Source organism: Mumia sp. ZJ1417, assembly GCF_014127285.1.
Classification (GTDB): Bacteria; Actinomycetota; Actinomycetes; order Propionibacteriales; family Nocardioidaceae; genus Mumia.
The window spans coordinates 502,245-516,000 of record NZ_CP059901.1; the positions used below are offsets into that span (position 1 = coordinate 502,245).

A 13,756-nucleotide genomic window follows, 5' to 3' on the forward strand; every position below is an offset into this window, starting at 1 on the left:
CTGGCTTCCCCTCAGTCGATGAGCGCCATGGCCTCGACCTCCACGAGCACGTCCGGCTCGAACAGGGACTCGACGCCGATCAGCGAAGGCGCAACGGCGTCATCGAACGCAGGATCGTCAGCACGCGGCAGGTAGCCGTCGAGTACGCGATCACCGCTCGGCACGACGCTGCGCCCCCTGTCGACGTGCTGCTCGCCTGGGCCGCCGAGCACATGCCCGCCATCGAACGTGCGCGCGACGCCTTCGACGGCGCGGGGCAGGTCTCGATACGCCCCTCGCCAAGCGGGGGTCTCGACAGGCTCGACCGGCGGGTGGGTCTCGACAGGCTCGACGGGCGGGTGGCTCACAGGGATCTCCCAGGCTCGACCAAGGGGATCGTGAACTTTCGACGGCAACGTCGAAGACATGAACGAGACATCTCCCGTGATCGACGTGGTCGTCCCGGTGCTGAACGAGGCGCACATCCTTGAACGCAGCGTCCAGCGACTGCGCACGTACCTCGACCTCGAGGTCCCGTTCGCGTGCCGCGTCGTGATCGCCGACAACGGCAGCACTGATGGTACGGCGGAGGTCGCGGAGCGGCTCGCGGCGACGCTGAGCGACGTGAGGCTGGTCCGCGTCCCCGAACGGGGTCGCGGACGGGCGCTCTCGACCGTCTGGTCGCGCAGCGAGGCCACCGTCGTCGCCTACATGGACGTCGACCTCTCGACCGATCTCGGCGCCCTCATGCCCCTGGTCGCCCCGCTGCTGTCCGGTCACTCGGACGTGGCGATCGGCACGCGGCTGCGGCGTGACTCCCGGGTCGTACGAGGCGTCAAGCGCGAGATCCTCTCCCGGGGCTACAACGCCCTCCTCCGTGTCGTCCTCGGCGCGCGGTTCAGCGACGCGCAGTGCGGCTTCAAGGCGGTGCGCACCGACGTGGCGAAGGCCCTGCTGCCGTACGTCGAGGACACCGGCTGGTTCTTCGACACCGAGCTGCTGGTCCTCGCCGAGCGCGCGGGCCTGCGGATCGCCGAGGTTCCTGTCGACTGGGTCGACGATCCGGACAGCCGGGTCGCGATCGCGTCGACCGTCCGCGACGACCTGTGGGGGATCGCGCACATGGCCCGCGGTCTGACGACGGGTCGCCTCGATCTCGAGCCCGTACGGCACCGCTTCGGGCGGCCTCCTGTCCGCACACCGGTCGGCATCCGGATGATCCGCTTCGGCTTGGTCGGCGTCGTCAGCACGATCGCGTACGCCCTGCTGTTCCTCCTCGCGCGTCAGATCGCCCCCGCCCAGGTCGCGAACCTCTTCGCGCTGGTGACGACGGCGATCGGCAACACCGCCATGAACCGGCGCTTCACCTACCAGGTGACCGGGACGAAGCGGCTTGCTCGCCATCACGTCCAGGGCCTGGTCGCGTTCGCCTGCGGATGGGCGCTGACGGCGTCGGCGCTCGCGCTGACCGCGGGCCTCGGCCACACCCCACTGATGGAGGTCGGCGTCCTCACGGTGGCCAACGTGCTCGCGACGATCGTGCGGTTCGTGCTGCTCGATCGCTGGGTGTTTCGCACCGCGACCGAGGTGCCCCGTACCCGCGACCTCGACGTGCGGCTGTCCGCCCGCCAGGTCGCTCCGACCCCTTCCGCCACGGCGGACGAGAGGAGTGCCGCATGAGCACCGCCGTACAGGAACGTGCTGTTCACGAGCGTGACGCCGTCGAGGTCCGGCGAGGCTGGTGGACGCGGGAGCACGCCCTGCTGATCGCCCTGCTGGCTGCGACCGCGGTCGCGTACTGCTGGAACCTGACCGTCAACGGCTACGCCAACGAGTACTACTCGATGGCCGTGCAGGCCGGGGCGCAGGACTGGAAGGCCTGGTTCTTCGGCGCGCTGGACGCCGCGAACGGCATCACCGTCGACAAGACCCCGGCGTCGCTGTGGCTGATGGGCCTGTCGGCGCGGGTGTTCGGGTTCAGCTCGTTCAGCATGCTGCTCCCGCAGGCGCTGCTTGGGGTCGCGAGCGTCGGCGTCCTGTACGCCGCGGTGCGCCGCTGGTTCGGGTCGTCGGCGGCGTTGATCGCCGGCGCCGTGCTGGCGACGACGCCGGTGGCCGCGCTGATGTTCCGGTTCAACAACCCCGATGCGCTGCTGGTCTTCCTGATGGTGGCGGCCGCGTGGGCCGTGACCCGGGCGATCGACGCCAAGAAGGCGCTGCGATGGCTGGTGCTCGCGGGTCTGCTCATCGGGTTCGCATTCCTCGCCAAGATGCTGCAGGCGTTCCTCGTCCTGCCGGCGCTCGCGCTGGCGTACGGGGTCGCCGGGTCGGCACGCTTGCGGACGCGCCTGCTACACCTCCTCGCCGCAGCCGGCGCGGTCGTCGTCGGCGCGGGATGGTGGGTGCTCATCGCCGAGCTGTGGCCGGCGTCCGCGCGCCCGTACATCGGTGGCTCGACGAGCAACAGCATCCTCGAGCTCGCGCTCGGCTACAACGGCCTCGGTCGCCTCAACGGCGAGGAGGTCGGGTCCGTCGGTGGCGGCGGGCAGGGCGGCGGCATGTGGGGGACGCCCGGCCTCGGACGGCTCTTCAGCTCCGAGATGCAGACGCAGGCGAGCTGGCTCCTGCCGGCCGCCCTGGTCGCACTCGTCGCGCTCGCCGCATTGTCCTGGCGGCTCGCCCGTACGGATCGGATGCGCGCGTTCGCGATCATCTGGGGTGGCTGGCTGCTGGTCACCGGCCTGACGTTCAGCCTGATGCAGGGCATCATCCACAGCTACTACACGGCGGCGCTCGCGCCCGCGATCGCCGCGCTGGTCGGCGTCGGTGTGGTGGTCCTGTGGCGACGCCGTACGGAGCTGGTGCCGCGGGCCGTGCTCGCGGGGACGGTCGTCCTCACCGGCCTCTGGAATTGGCGGCTGCTCGCCGAGACCCCGACGTTCGTGCCCTGGTTGCGCTGGGTGGTCGTGTTCGCGGCCGTCGCGGCTGGTGTGCTCCTGCTCGTCGGGCCGGAGCTTCCGAACCCGGGCGACGGGGCTCGCTACCTCGCCGTGATCACTGCGACCCTCATCGGCGTCGCCTCGCTCGCGGCGCCCGCCGCCTCGGCCGCGGCGACCATCGGCTCGGCGCACACCGGGTCGATCGTGTCCGCCGGACCTGCGACGGGCGGTGGCCCCGGCGGGGGCGCGGGGACCAGCTTCCTCGGCGGCGGCGGGACCGCAGGCGTCAGCGAGGAGCTGGTGAGCCTGCTCCAGAACAGCGACTCCCGCTGGGCCGCGGCCGCGCAGACCGCCAACGGTGCCGCACCCTTGCAGCTCGCCTCGGGCGAACCCGTCCTTGCGATCGGCGGTTTCAACGGCACGGACGCGTTCCCGTCGCTCGAGCAGTTCCAGGAGTGGGTCGCCGACGGCGAGATCGGCTTCTACATCCCCGCGACCGGGCACGGCGGTGGCCGCAACTCCAAGATCGAGACCTGGGTGACAGAGAACTTCACCCCTCAGACCGTGGGCGGGACGACCGTCTACGACCTCGCCGGTCACAGCTGACCGACGCGGACCAACGATGAAAGAAGGAGAACAGATGAACGAGCAGAACCCTCGTACGCCTCAGGGCCCGGAGCCGACGGAGACCCCGCCGGTGCAGGACCCGACGACGCAGATGCCGACAACGGACGCGCCGACGGCGGCGTCGGCCGCTCCGCAGGCCCCGACGACTGCCGGCGCGACGCCGTCGCGCGGGTGGAAGTCGCTCGACAACCGCACGCGGTTCGGTGCGATCGCCGCCGGCGTCGCCCTGTGCGGGTTCGGGTTCCTGGGTGGCATCGCGATCGGCACCGCCTCGGCCGACGACGGCGGTGCGGACGGCGGCCCCGGCAACGCGCCGGGCATGGGCCAGTTCCCCGGAGGCCAGGACGGTCAGGACGGTCAGGGCGGTCAGGGCGGACCTGGTGGCCAGCAGGGCCAGGGTGACGGGCAGTTCCCGGGCGCTCCGGGTGGTCACGGCGGCCAGGGCGGCATGCCCGACGGCCAGGGCGGCAGGTCGCTCCCGGACGCGCCGTACGGGGACGGCTCGGGCGGACCGTCAGCGGACGGAACCGACAGCGCGTCGTCTGCGGGCGACGCGGCGTCGACCGTCTGACGTCGTGCGGCGGACGAACCGCCCTACCTCGCGCGTCGCCTCGCGCGCCTCGGGCACGAGGTCGACTGCGACCTGGAAGACGTGAACCTGCTTCTCCCAGATCTGCAGCTCGACCTCGACATCCGAGCGTGCGAGGCGGATCGCCATCAGCTCGGCGTCGGGGAGGACGAGCTCGTCCGACCCCACCTGGATGAGGGTGGGCGGCAGTCCGTGCAGGTCGGCGTCCACGAGCGACGACGCTGGCTGCAGGAGGTCGGACAGCAGCTCGTTCTCGACCAGGTCGACGAGCCGGAGGAACCCGCGCCACGCCGACCTCGGGAACAACGCGCACGACGGGCGGCCAGGCTGGTCGAGCTTGCGATCGGGATCGAAGTCGGTCAGCGGGGACATGGCGACCAGGCCCGCGGGAGCCTCCAGGTCGGCGTCGAGGATCGCGAGCGTGACGGCGAACGCGAGGTAGCCGCCGGCCGAGTCGCCGGCGACGACGATGCGCTCGGGCGGAAAGCCCTGGTCGAGCAGCCACCGGTAGCCCGAGAGCCCGTCCTCGACGGCCTGGCTCACCGGGTGCTTCGGCATCATGCGATAGCCGACGTTGAGGACCGTGCAGCCGCTGGTCGCCGACAGCCGTGCGGCGAGACCGCGGTGCGTGTTGAGCCCGCCGACGAGGAAGGCGCCGCCGTGCAGATAGAGCACCGCGTGGGTCTCGGCGTGCTCGGCAGATCCGGCACGGATCACCTCGGCATCGCACTGCGGGAGCCGGATGTCCTCCACCGTCGCGTTGCGCGGCGCCGGCAGCAGCCCCGCCACGCTCTCGAGGAGCCCGGTCGGCCACGGGGCGCCGGGTGCGTACGACCAGACGGAGAGCGCCGGCTTCACGGTCACCCGCAGCGCGGTGGACAGCAGTGCCGCGCGCTTGCTGTGGCGAGGCTTGTCCACCACCCGCAGGTTGTCGCCGGCGAGCGAGACGACCTCCGGACCACGGGGGTCCATCGTGCGACTCATCATGTGTCCTTCCCGGGCGACGCGGAGCACGACCCGAGCGCGTGTGGTGCGCGTCACATCATTGTGAACGGATGTTACCTGCCCGTTCGCGCGCAAACCGGTCGAAGACCGTGATCGGTGCCATCCTGAGGCCATGGTGACCTCCGAGAGTGGTGGCACGGGACTCCCGCAGAGCGGCCCAGGGCACCGGGGAAACGCGGCGGACAAGTGGAAGTCGTACGGCAAGCGCATGCTGCACAACGTCCTCGTGCTGCTGGCCGTCGCGGTGGTCGTGGTGATCGTCGGATACGCGCTGGCGGCGTTCGTGCCCCGCTGGTGGGCGCAGTGGATCGGGCGCCGTGTCGATGGCAGCCTGACGGCCGGGACGGTGTGGGGGCTGTTCCTCGGCGTGGTGTTCACCTTCGTCCCCCTTCTCCTTGCCTGGCAGGCGATCGCGCGGCACTGGGTGAAGGGTTTCTGGAAGGTCGTCGTCGTCGCGGTCGCCGTGATTCTCGCGCTGCCCAACCTGATGACGCTGTCGATCGTCGTGGGGACGAGCAACGGAGCACACGCCGGCGAGCGCATCCTCGACGTCGACGGCCCGGGCTTCCGCGCGGCTTCGCTCTGGGGCGCGATCATCGGCGCTCTGCTCGTCGTGGGCCTGGTCTGGCTGAGCGGGGCCAACCGTGCACGCGGTCGACGGGCCCGCGATCTCAAGACCGAGATCGACAATCGCGACCAAGCCGAGCGCGACCGCGCGGACGGCACCTGACAGTCGGTCAGCCGCGCACCCTCGCGACGATCTCCTGAGCGACCAGGTCGGGGCACTCCTCGGGAAGCCAGTGGGACGCCTCCTGGACCGGGACGAAGCGGTACTCTGCCTGGACGTGCTCACCGCACCGCCGGGCGCCGGCCGCGCCGAGCGCCCAGTCGGCGCCGCCCCAGATGTAGGTCGTCGGCACCGTCACCGAGGGTGTCGCGTCGAGGTCGCGGCCCATCGCCCTATACCACGACAGTGCCGCCGTCAGCGCGCCCGGCTCCTGCATCGCGGCGACGTACGAGGCTGCCCTGTCGTCGGGCACCATCCCGCCGTACATTGCGGTGATCCGCCGCGCGTCGTCTGCCAGCAGCACTTCCTCGGCTTTGCCGGGCGTGCGCATGAGGCCGATGTACGCGGCGCGCTGCTGCTGGTCCTCGTCGTGCACCAGGGCCCACCCGTACGCGGCGAGGTGCGGGACGGACAAGGCGACCAGGCTGCGCACGCGCTCCGGATGGTGCGCCGTCAGCGCCCACGCCACTGCGGCACCCCAGTCGTGACCGACCACGTGAGCGGAGTCGTACCCGAGGGCGTCCATCAGCCCGAGCACGTCTCCGACGAGGCGCGGCACCGCGTACGAATCCACGCCGTCAGGGCGGGCGCCGGGCGAGTAACCGCGCTGGTCGGGGGCGATCACCCGCAACCCGGCGTTCGCAAGGACAGGCGCGACGTCCAGCCACGACTCCGACGTCTGCGGGAAGCCGTGCAGCAGCAGCACGGGCTCGCCGTCGGCGGGCCCGTCGAAGCCGACGTCGAAGACCAGACTGCCCGCCTCGACCGCGCGCCGCTCCGGCCAGCCCGCGCTCATCGGTCGAGGACGACCGACGCCTCGTCGGTCAGGGGGAGGAAGGCGAAGGACTCCTGCAGATAGAGCGTGACCGTCTCGTCGTCGTGGTGGAGGTAGCCGATCGACGTGTCCTGCCCGAGATGGAGGTCGTAGTCGCCTCCGCGCGTCGACAGCAGCACGGCGCCCGAGATCGCGGGTGCCCACACGATGTTGTCGTGGAGCAGCCGTGAAAGCTGCTCGTGGATGGGGTAGCCGTGGTCGGTGGTCTCATTGACCTGCGTGTAGGCGTCGGCGCTGAGCAGGAGCGCGTACGGACCCTCTACGCCGGCGAGCCGCAGCTGGCTCAGCGCCCGGGCGACGACATCGGGGTAGTCGACGGCGTCGGCCGGGAGCGCGAGACGGGGGTTGCTCGACGACTCCGTGATCCCGCGGATTCCGACTGCGCTGAGCCCGTGGAACACCGCGCCGTCCTCGGCGAAGGCGAGAGCGCGGGCCGCGTCCTTGACCGGTTGCCAGTCGGAGTCGTTGGAGCCGCGTTCGACGTCGTCGACGTCCTCACGGCTCAGGTCGAACGTGACCCGCAGCTCGGCGACCGGCGCCACCTCGCGGCGGCGCACCTCCACGCCGTTCGGGTCGGTGCCGGGGGCGCTGCGGTGGCCGGTGGAGAGACCGGCGAGCTGGACGCCCTCGGGGTCGTGGACGTCGATGACCCGGCGCCCGGCGAGGTTGCGCCGGAAGGTGCGGCTCGCCTCCTCCTCGATCTGCGCCCAGGCGGCAGCAGAGATCGGTGCGAGCGAGCGGTGCAGGTTGTTCATCGGTCGTACTCTCCTCTGAGGCTGCCGACGCTCAGCGAGCCGTCGGTGGTGGGGTGGGTGGTCTCGACAGGCTCGACCGACGGCTGGGGCTCGACCGGCGGGCGTGTGGTCTCGACAGGCTCGACCGACGGAAGGTCGCCGAGCATCTCCAGCGTGGCCGACGACGGGACAAAGAAGAGGCACCCGCTCGTCGCGGTCGAGAAGTCGAGGATCCGGTCGTAGTTGCCGGGCGGGTCGCCGACAAACATGTTCTGGAGCATCAGCTCGGTGGTCTCGGGACTCTTGGCGTAGCCGATGAAGTACGTACCGACCTCGCCCGCGGTATAGCTCCCGAACGCCATGTTGAACCGAACGATGTCGAGCTCGCTGCCGTCGTCGTCGGTGACCGTGTTGAGCGTGACGTGCGAGTTGGACGGCATCACGGCGTCGTCGAGCTCTACGTCGTCGGCCTTCGTACGACCGATGATCCGCTCCTGCTCCTCTGTCGACAGCCGTTCCCATGCGGAGAGGTCGTGGGAGTAGCGCTGCGTGATCACGTAGCTGCCGCCGAGGAAGTCGGGCTCGTCGTCGATGTACGCGGCCTCGCCGAGCTCGTCGCCGACGGGGTTCTCCGTACCGTCGACGAACCCGAGCAGGTCGCGGGCGTCGAAGTAGCGGAAGCCCGGGGTGTCGTCGACGACCCGTACGGAGTCGCCGAGGCGCGCGAGGATCAGACGCTCCAGCTCGAAGCACATGTCGTGGCGGGACGCGCGGATGTGGAACAGCAGGTCGCCCGCGGTGCTCGGGGCATCGTGGCGGTAGCCGTCGATCGGCACGAACGGATGGAGATGGGCCGGCCGGTCAGGTGCGCCGAAGCGGTCCCATGCGTCGGAGCCGATGCCGATGACACAGGTCAGGCCGGCATGGAGGCTGCGGAATCCGACCGAGCGCACGAGAGCGTCGACGTCGGCGATCGTCGTCCGTGCTGCGTCGGCGGCGGCCGGCCCGTCCTCGATGGTGACCACGAGGAAGACGGCGTGCTCGGTCAGCGGTGAGGTGACGGCCTGCGGCTCGGGAAATCGGGAGACGCTGGTCACGGAACTCCCTCTCGATCGGTGGTGAGCCCACACTACGACCTGCGATGGGCATGCACTGGCGACGTAGACTTGGGGTACTCCTAGGAGGTGGCGGATGAGCAGCAGAGCGCTCGTGACCCTCGATGCCGTCGAAACCAAGGCGCTGCTCGGCACGGCGCGCGTCGGCCACCTCGCCTACCAGTCCCACCGAGGGCTCGACGTCACGCCGGTCAATTATCGGCTCTGCGGAGACACCATCTACATCCGGACGGTGGAAGACGGCACGCTTGCCGCGCTTGCCCCCGGGCCGGCGGCAGTCGCGTTCCTGGTGACCTACCTCGACCGCCTGTCGCAGACCGGTTGGAGCGTGAAGGTCCGCGGCAAGATCAGTGCCGTCGACGAGACGGTCGAGATCCCGGACGTCGACCCTGAGCCGTGGACCGGTCTGCCGGGCACGATGCTGCTCGCCCTGACGATCGACGAGATGACCGGCCGCCGCGTCGGCTGACGCCCCATCTCGCGGGGCCCGCTCACCGTACGAGGGTGATCGACAGCGTCCCGGCGCCGACGGCGAGCGGGGCGAGCACGAGTCCCTGCCCGACGACCTGCCGCCACCCGGGCTGGTCGGTCGGGTCGCCGTGCCGGCGGACCTGGCGCCACCACAGCAGCGTCGCGAGCGAGCCCCACGGCGTGATCAGCGGGCCCGCGTTCACCGCGACGAGCAGCACGGCGGTGCGTACGGCGTCGCCGAGCACGACAGGGCTGAGGGCGAGGAAAGCGGGCAGGTTGTTGATGCCGTTGGCCGACACCGCTCCCGCCACGGCGAGCTGCGCGAGGTCGACAGGGCCGGAGCCCGTCCCGGCGATGCGGCTCGCGAGGTCGGCGAGGCCGTGCTCATGGGCACCGGCGACCACGACGAAGAGACCAGCGACCGTGATCAGCATCGGCCACGGCACGAGGTCGGCGACCGGGACCACCAGGCTGCGTCGTCGGACGAGGACGGCAGCACCCAGGGCGAGCGTCCCTGCGGTCGCGACGAGCGCGTAGTCCTGGCCCGCGACGAACCCGGCGACCATGACCGTCGTGACGGCGGCGGCGATTCGGACGAGCACCGGGTCGTCCGGCCGCGGGCCCGGCGCCGAGACAAAGCGGCCGCTGATGCCCCGGCGGTGGAGGAGGGACAGGACGAGGAGCGTGGTCGCGAGGACGATGACGGCGGGCAGCGCCATCACGGCGACATAGCGTGTGCCGTGCCGTGCGAGGTCCGGGGCCGCGAGCAGGTTGGTGAGGTTCGAGACGGGCAGCAGGAGTGATGCCGTGTTGGACAATGCCAGCACGGTCATGGCGAGGGGGAGCGCTGTCGAGCCCGTACGCCGGGCCATCGCCAGCACGACCGGGGTCAGCAGCACGGCGGTGGTGTCGAGCGACAGCGCCACCGTGCACAGCGTCGCGAGGGTGGCGACGGCCAACCAGAGCAGGAAGCGGCGTCCGGTGGCAGCCCGGACCGCAACCCCGGCGGCGGCGTCGAAGAGTCCGCAGACGGCGCAGAGCTCGGAGTACGCGGTGATCGCGACGACGAAAACGAGTATGGGGCCGGTGCGCCGGGCGAGCTCCAGGGCATCCCCGAGAGGCAGCCACCCGGTCGCGAGGACAAGAGTCGCCGCCGCGATCACGAGGAGGTGCCGGGCCTTCACCGGGAAAGGATAGTGACGCCGATCGAACGTGAGGGCCGCCTCATGTCTCATACGGGGCGGTGTGACAATCTTGTCGGGTGCCTGCTCCGAGCGTCTCGTACTCCATCACCATCCGGCTCGAGGTCCCCGCGGGGGGCTCGGCCGTCAGCGATCTGACCACTGTGGTGGAGAAGGCCGGGGGAGTCGTCACGGCCCTCGATGTGACGGGATCGCACACCGAGCTGCTCGGCATCGACCTCACCGTGGCGACGTCGGACACCGACCACGCGGACCGGATCGTCGTCGCCCTCAAGGCCATCGGCGACGCGGACGTCAAGAAGGTCTCGGACCGGACGTTCCTCATGCATCTCGGCGGTGTCATCGAGGTCGCCACGAAGCACCCGCTGCGTACGCGTGACGACCTGTCCATGATCTACACACCCGGCGTGGCCCGAATCAGCGAGGCGATCGCTCGTGACAAGGAGGACGCGCGCCGTCTGACGGTCAAGCGCAACGCCGTCGCGGTCGTCACCGACGGGTCTGCCGTCCTGGGCCTCGGCGACATCGGCCCGCACGCGGCGCTGCCCGTCATGGAGGGCAAGGCGGCGCTGTTCAAAACGTTCGCCGACATCGACGCATGGCCGCTATGCCTGGACACCCACGACGTGGACTCGATCGTCGAGACCGTCGCTGCGATCTCGCCCGGCTTCGCGGGCATCAACCTCGAGGACATCGCGGCGCCGAAGTGCTTCGAGATCGAGGACCGCCTTCGAGCCCGCCTCGACATCCCGGTCTTCCACGACGACCAGCACGGCACCGCAATTGTCGCCCTCGCCGCCCTGCGCAACGCGCTGCGCGTCGTCGACAAGGACCTCGCGCAGGTCCGCATCGTCATGTCCGGCGCGGGCGCCGCGGGCACTGCGATCCTCAAGCTCATCCTCGAGGCGGGTGCCACCGACGTCGTCGTGTGCGACATCGACGGCGTCGTGCACACCGGCCGGCCGGGGCTCGGCGGGCAGCTGAGCTGGATCGGCGAGCACACCAACCCGCGCAGCGTCACGGGCTCTCTGTGCGACGTGATCGGGGGTGCGGACGTGTTCATCGGCGTCTCGGCGCCCAACGTCCTGTCCGTCCACGACGTCGAGTCGATGGCCGACGGTGCCATCGTCTTCGCGCTGGCCAACCCAACGCCGGAGATCGACCCTGCCCTGGCGCGAGCGCACGCCGCCGTCGTGGCGACGGGGCGGTCGGACTACCCGAACCAGATCAACAACGTTCTCGCGTTCCCGGGGGTGTTCCGCGGGCTGCTCGATGCGCAAAGCCACGGGATCGGGACGGACGTGCTGCTCGCGGCGTCGCGCGCGATCTCGGAGACGGTGTCGGACGACGAGCTGAACGCCAACTACATCATCCCGAGCGTGTTCCACCCCGAGGTCCATGTCCGGGTCGCCGAGGCCGTCCGCGCGGCGGCGGTGCAGGCCGGTCGCTGACGGCGCGGCATCAATCCAGCCACGTCGGGTCTGCGACGAGGGCCTGCAGCTCGTTGACGAGCCGTGCTGAGTGGAACCCGTCTGCAGCGGCGTGGTGCACCTGTACGGCGAGGGGGAGCAGGACCCGGCTGTCTCGCGTGGTGTGCCGGCCGAGCGTGAAGATCGGCGCGAGGTGGTCCCAGCTGTTGCCGATGTTGAGGGTGAACCCCGTGAAGGATCCCCACGGGAGGCTCGACACATCGAACGTGTTGGCCGGTGGTGTCCCCTGCGGGAAGAACTCGGTGGCGCGACTGTGCTCCGCGAGCAGGGGAGCGGCGACGTCGTGGAACGAACCGAAGTCGGGGTCGTAGGGTGCCCACACGCACGCAAACGTCTCGCGCTCGGGGTTGAAGGTCGTGAAGGCCGGGTGCACGACTGGCCAGACAGCCGGCTCCCCCGACTCGGTGAGGCACATCTTGAACTCGTCGTGCCGGTTGACGACGGAGGCGAGTGCCCAGACTTGGGCGAGGTAGGTCTTGTACGTCGATCGACGCATTGCCGCGGTGAACGCGGTGACGTCGAGCTCGACTGTCATCGAGTACGTGCACGGAACGCGCTGGCGATAGTGCTCGAAGTGCTGTCGGCGCGGCCACGTGCCTGTATCGATCAGGGTCGGAACAACCATCCGCTCATCGTCCCAGCCGTCGCGACGTCAGCGCAGGGCCAGTCCGGGCTCGTGCGGAAGCGCAGGCCACGCCGAGCCGTCGACGATCGCCTCGTCGATCCGCGCCGCCACGTCGTTGGGCCACGGGACCGTACGGCGCTCCGCGAGGCTGACGTGACCCTCGACGAACTCGAACGTGTTCGCGAGCGCCCCCGTCGTGGCGTTGAAGAGCATCTGCATCCCGTGGACGATCTTGGGCGAGCGCGTCAGGAAACGGACGTACACGGCGACGTCCTGACCCACGAGCACCTCGTCGAGGTAGCGGATCCGGTGCTCCATGCTGAAGACGCTCAGCTCGTGCGCCTGGCGATAGGGCTCGTGGATGCCGATCCTCTCGAAGGCCCGGTCCGATGCCCGCGCGTGCAGGTCGAAGTAGTGGCGGATGTTGACGTGTCCGTTGCCGTCCTCGTACTCCGGAGGGACGGTGAGGACGAGGTCCGGCTCGGCGCCGGAAAGGTCCTCGAGCCGCAGCGCGCCGCTCACGGGCGCCGAGGGAACCGGGAGAAGTCGGGCGTGCGCTTCTCCTTGTAGGCCTCGCGGCCCTCCTTGGCCTCGTCGTTGCCGTAGAAGAGCAGGTTGGTGTCGTGCGCAAGCTGCTGGAGTCCGGCGTAACCGTCCTCGGAGGCGTGGAAGCTCGCCTTCATGAGGCGCAGCGCGTACGGGGAGAGTGCAAGCATCTCGCGGCACCACTTGACGGTCTCGGTCTCGAGGTCGGCGAGCGGGACGACGGTGTTGACCATGCCCATCTCGAGCGCCTGCTGCGCGTCGTACTGGCGGCAGAGGAACCAGATCTCCTTGGCCTTCTTCATGCCGACGAGCTGCGAGAGCGAGCTCGCGCCGAAGCCGCCGTCGAACGAGCCGACCTTGGGCCCGACCTGGCCGAACCGCGCGTTGTCGGCGGCGATCGTGAGGTCGGCGACCACGTGGAGGACGTGTCCGCCGCCGATGGCCCACCCGGCGACCATCGCGACGATCGGCTTGGGGCAGCGCCGCATCTGCACGTGCAGGTCTGTGACGTGGAAGCGCCCGGTGGCCGTGGCGTCGGTCTTGTAGCCGGAGTCGCCGCGGACGCGCTGGTCGCCGCCGGAGCAGAACGCCTTGTCGCCGGCACCGGTGAGGATGATGACGCCGACCGTCTCGTCCTCGCGAGCCACGTCGAGGGCGTCGGAGATCTCGATGATCGTCTGCGGCCGGAAGGCGTTGTGCACCTCGGGCCGGTTGATCGTGATCTTCGCGATGCCGTCGTCGGTGGTCTCATACCGGATGTCGGAGTAGTCGCCGGTCGAGTTCCAGACAGTGGGGGTCGAGTCAGTCATGGG

15 protein-coding genes are annotated in these 13,756 nt (G+C 70.3%); 6 read left to right on the forward strand and 9 right to left on the reverse strand.

From position 1 onward, the window contains the following. Window positions 1–11: 11 nt before the first annotated feature. Window positions 12–347, reverse strand: coding sequence for a hypothetical protein (locus H4N58_RS02360; protein WP_167248750.1), 336 nt, complete (start codon window positions 345–347; stop codon window positions 12–14). Window positions 348–405: 58 nt separating this feature from the next. Here H4N58_RS02360 and H4N58_RS02365 point away from each other — a divergent pair, with 58 nt between their 5' ends. From H4N58_RS02365 to H4N58_RS02375, 3 genes are read left to right on the forward strand one after another with little or no spacing between them, the layout of a single operon-like run. Next, window positions 406–1,659, forward strand: coding sequence for a bifunctional glycosyltransferase family 2/GtrA family protein (locus H4N58_RS02365; RefSeq protein ID WP_167249185.1), 1,254 nt, complete (start codon window positions 406–408; stop codon window positions 1,657–1,659). After that, entirely contained in the window at window positions 1,656–3,524 is a 1,869-nt protein-coding gene (locus tag H4N58_RS02370; RefSeq protein ID WP_167249183.1) for a glycosyltransferase family 39 protein, read from the forward strand. Before H4N58_RS02365 ends, H4N58_RS02370 begins: the two co-directional genes overlap by 4 nt. A gap of 34 nt (window positions 3,525–3,558) precedes the next feature. Then, a complete protein-coding gene (locus H4N58_RS02375) occupies window positions 3,559–4,116 on the forward strand; it encodes a hypothetical protein (protein ID WP_167248748.1) in 558 nt (185 codons plus the stop codon). Here the strand turns inward: H4N58_RS02375 and H4N58_RS02380 are convergent. Next, window positions 4,060–5,118, reverse strand: coding sequence for an alpha/beta hydrolase (locus tag H4N58_RS02380; RefSeq protein WP_208322834.1), 1,059 nt, complete (start codon window positions 5,116–5,118; stop codon window positions 4,060–4,062). The genes H4N58_RS02375 and H4N58_RS02380 overlap by 57 nt on opposite strands. 133 nt (window positions 5,119–5,251) lie before the next feature. Here H4N58_RS02380 and H4N58_RS02385 point away from each other — a divergent pair, with 133 nt between their 5' ends. Beyond that, entirely contained in the window at window positions 5,252–5,869 is a 618-nt protein-coding gene (locus H4N58_RS02385; protein ID WP_167001372.1) for a hypothetical protein, read from the forward strand. 7 nt (window positions 5,870–5,876) lie between these two features. Here H4N58_RS02385 and H4N58_RS02390 read toward each other — a convergent pair whose 3' ends face one another. From H4N58_RS02390 to H4N58_RS02400, 3 genes are read right to left on the reverse strand one after another with little or no spacing between them, the layout of a single operon-like run. After that, entirely contained in the window at window positions 5,877–6,722 is an 846-nt protein-coding gene (locus H4N58_RS02390) for an alpha/beta fold hydrolase (protein WP_167001373.1), read from the reverse strand. Continuing rightward, window positions 6,719–7,516: a family 1 encapsulin nanocompartment shell protein gene (locus tag H4N58_RS02395; RefSeq protein ID WP_167001374.1), complete on the reverse strand. Its 798-nt coding sequence runs from the start codon at window positions 7,514–7,516 to the stop codon at window positions 6,719–6,721. Before H4N58_RS02395 ends, H4N58_RS02390 begins: the two co-directional genes overlap by 4 nt. Then, complete coding sequence (locus H4N58_RS02400; RefSeq protein WP_167001375.1) at window positions 7,513–8,592, reverse strand: Dyp-type peroxidase; 1,080 nt, start codon at window positions 8,590–8,592, stop codon at window positions 7,513–7,515. Before H4N58_RS02400 ends, H4N58_RS02395 begins: the two co-directional genes overlap by 4 nt. 94 nt (window positions 8,593–8,686) lie before the next feature. Between H4N58_RS02400 and H4N58_RS02405 the strand changes: the two genes are divergently transcribed. Continuing rightward, a complete protein-coding gene (locus H4N58_RS02405) occupies window positions 8,687–9,079 on the forward strand; it encodes a pyridoxamine 5'-phosphate oxidase family protein (protein ID WP_167249181.1) in 393 nt (130 codons plus the stop codon). Between the two features lie 22 nt (window positions 9,080–9,101). Here the strand turns inward: H4N58_RS02405 and H4N58_RS02410 are convergent, their stop codons facing one another. Further along, on the reverse strand, window positions 9,102–10,265 hold the full coding sequence (locus H4N58_RS02410; RefSeq protein ID WP_208322833.1) for an SLC13 family permease: 1,164 nt from the start codon (window positions 10,263–10,265) through the stop codon (window positions 9,102–9,104). A 77-nt stretch (window positions 10,266–10,342) separates the two neighbouring features. Between H4N58_RS02410 and H4N58_RS02415 the strand changes: the two genes are divergently transcribed. Beyond that, on the forward strand, window positions 10,343–11,734 hold the full coding sequence (locus tag H4N58_RS02415) for an NAD-dependent malic enzyme (protein ID WP_167249177.1): 1,392 nt from the start codon (window positions 10,343–10,345) through the stop codon (window positions 11,732–11,734). Between the two features lie 10 nt (window positions 11,735–11,744). Here the strand turns inward: H4N58_RS02415 and catA are convergent, their stop codons facing one another. The 3 genes from catA to menB are packed head-to-tail and all read right to left on the reverse strand — an operon-like array spanning window position 11,745 to window position 13,753. Then, window positions 11,745–12,398 carry a type A chloramphenicol O-acetyltransferase gene (gene catA, locus H4N58_RS02420; protein ID WP_167249175.1) on the reverse strand — a complete coding sequence of 218 codons (654 nt, stop codon included), beginning with the start codon at window positions 12,396–12,398 and terminating at the stop codon, window positions 11,745–11,747. Between the two features lie 27 nt (window positions 12,399–12,425). Then, window positions 12,426–12,920 carry a thioesterase family protein gene (locus tag H4N58_RS02425; protein ID WP_167249173.1) on the reverse strand — a complete coding sequence of 165 codons (495 nt, stop codon included), beginning with the start codon at window positions 12,918–12,920 and terminating at the stop codon, window positions 12,426–12,428. Further along, complete coding sequence (menB, locus tag H4N58_RS02430; RefSeq protein WP_167249171.1) at window positions 12,917–13,753, reverse strand: 1,4-dihydroxy-2-naphthoyl-CoA synthase; 837 nt, start codon at window positions 13,751–13,753, stop codon at window positions 12,917–12,919. Before menB ends, H4N58_RS02425 begins: the two co-directional genes overlap by 4 nt. Window positions 13,754–13,756: the final 3 nt, after the last annotated feature.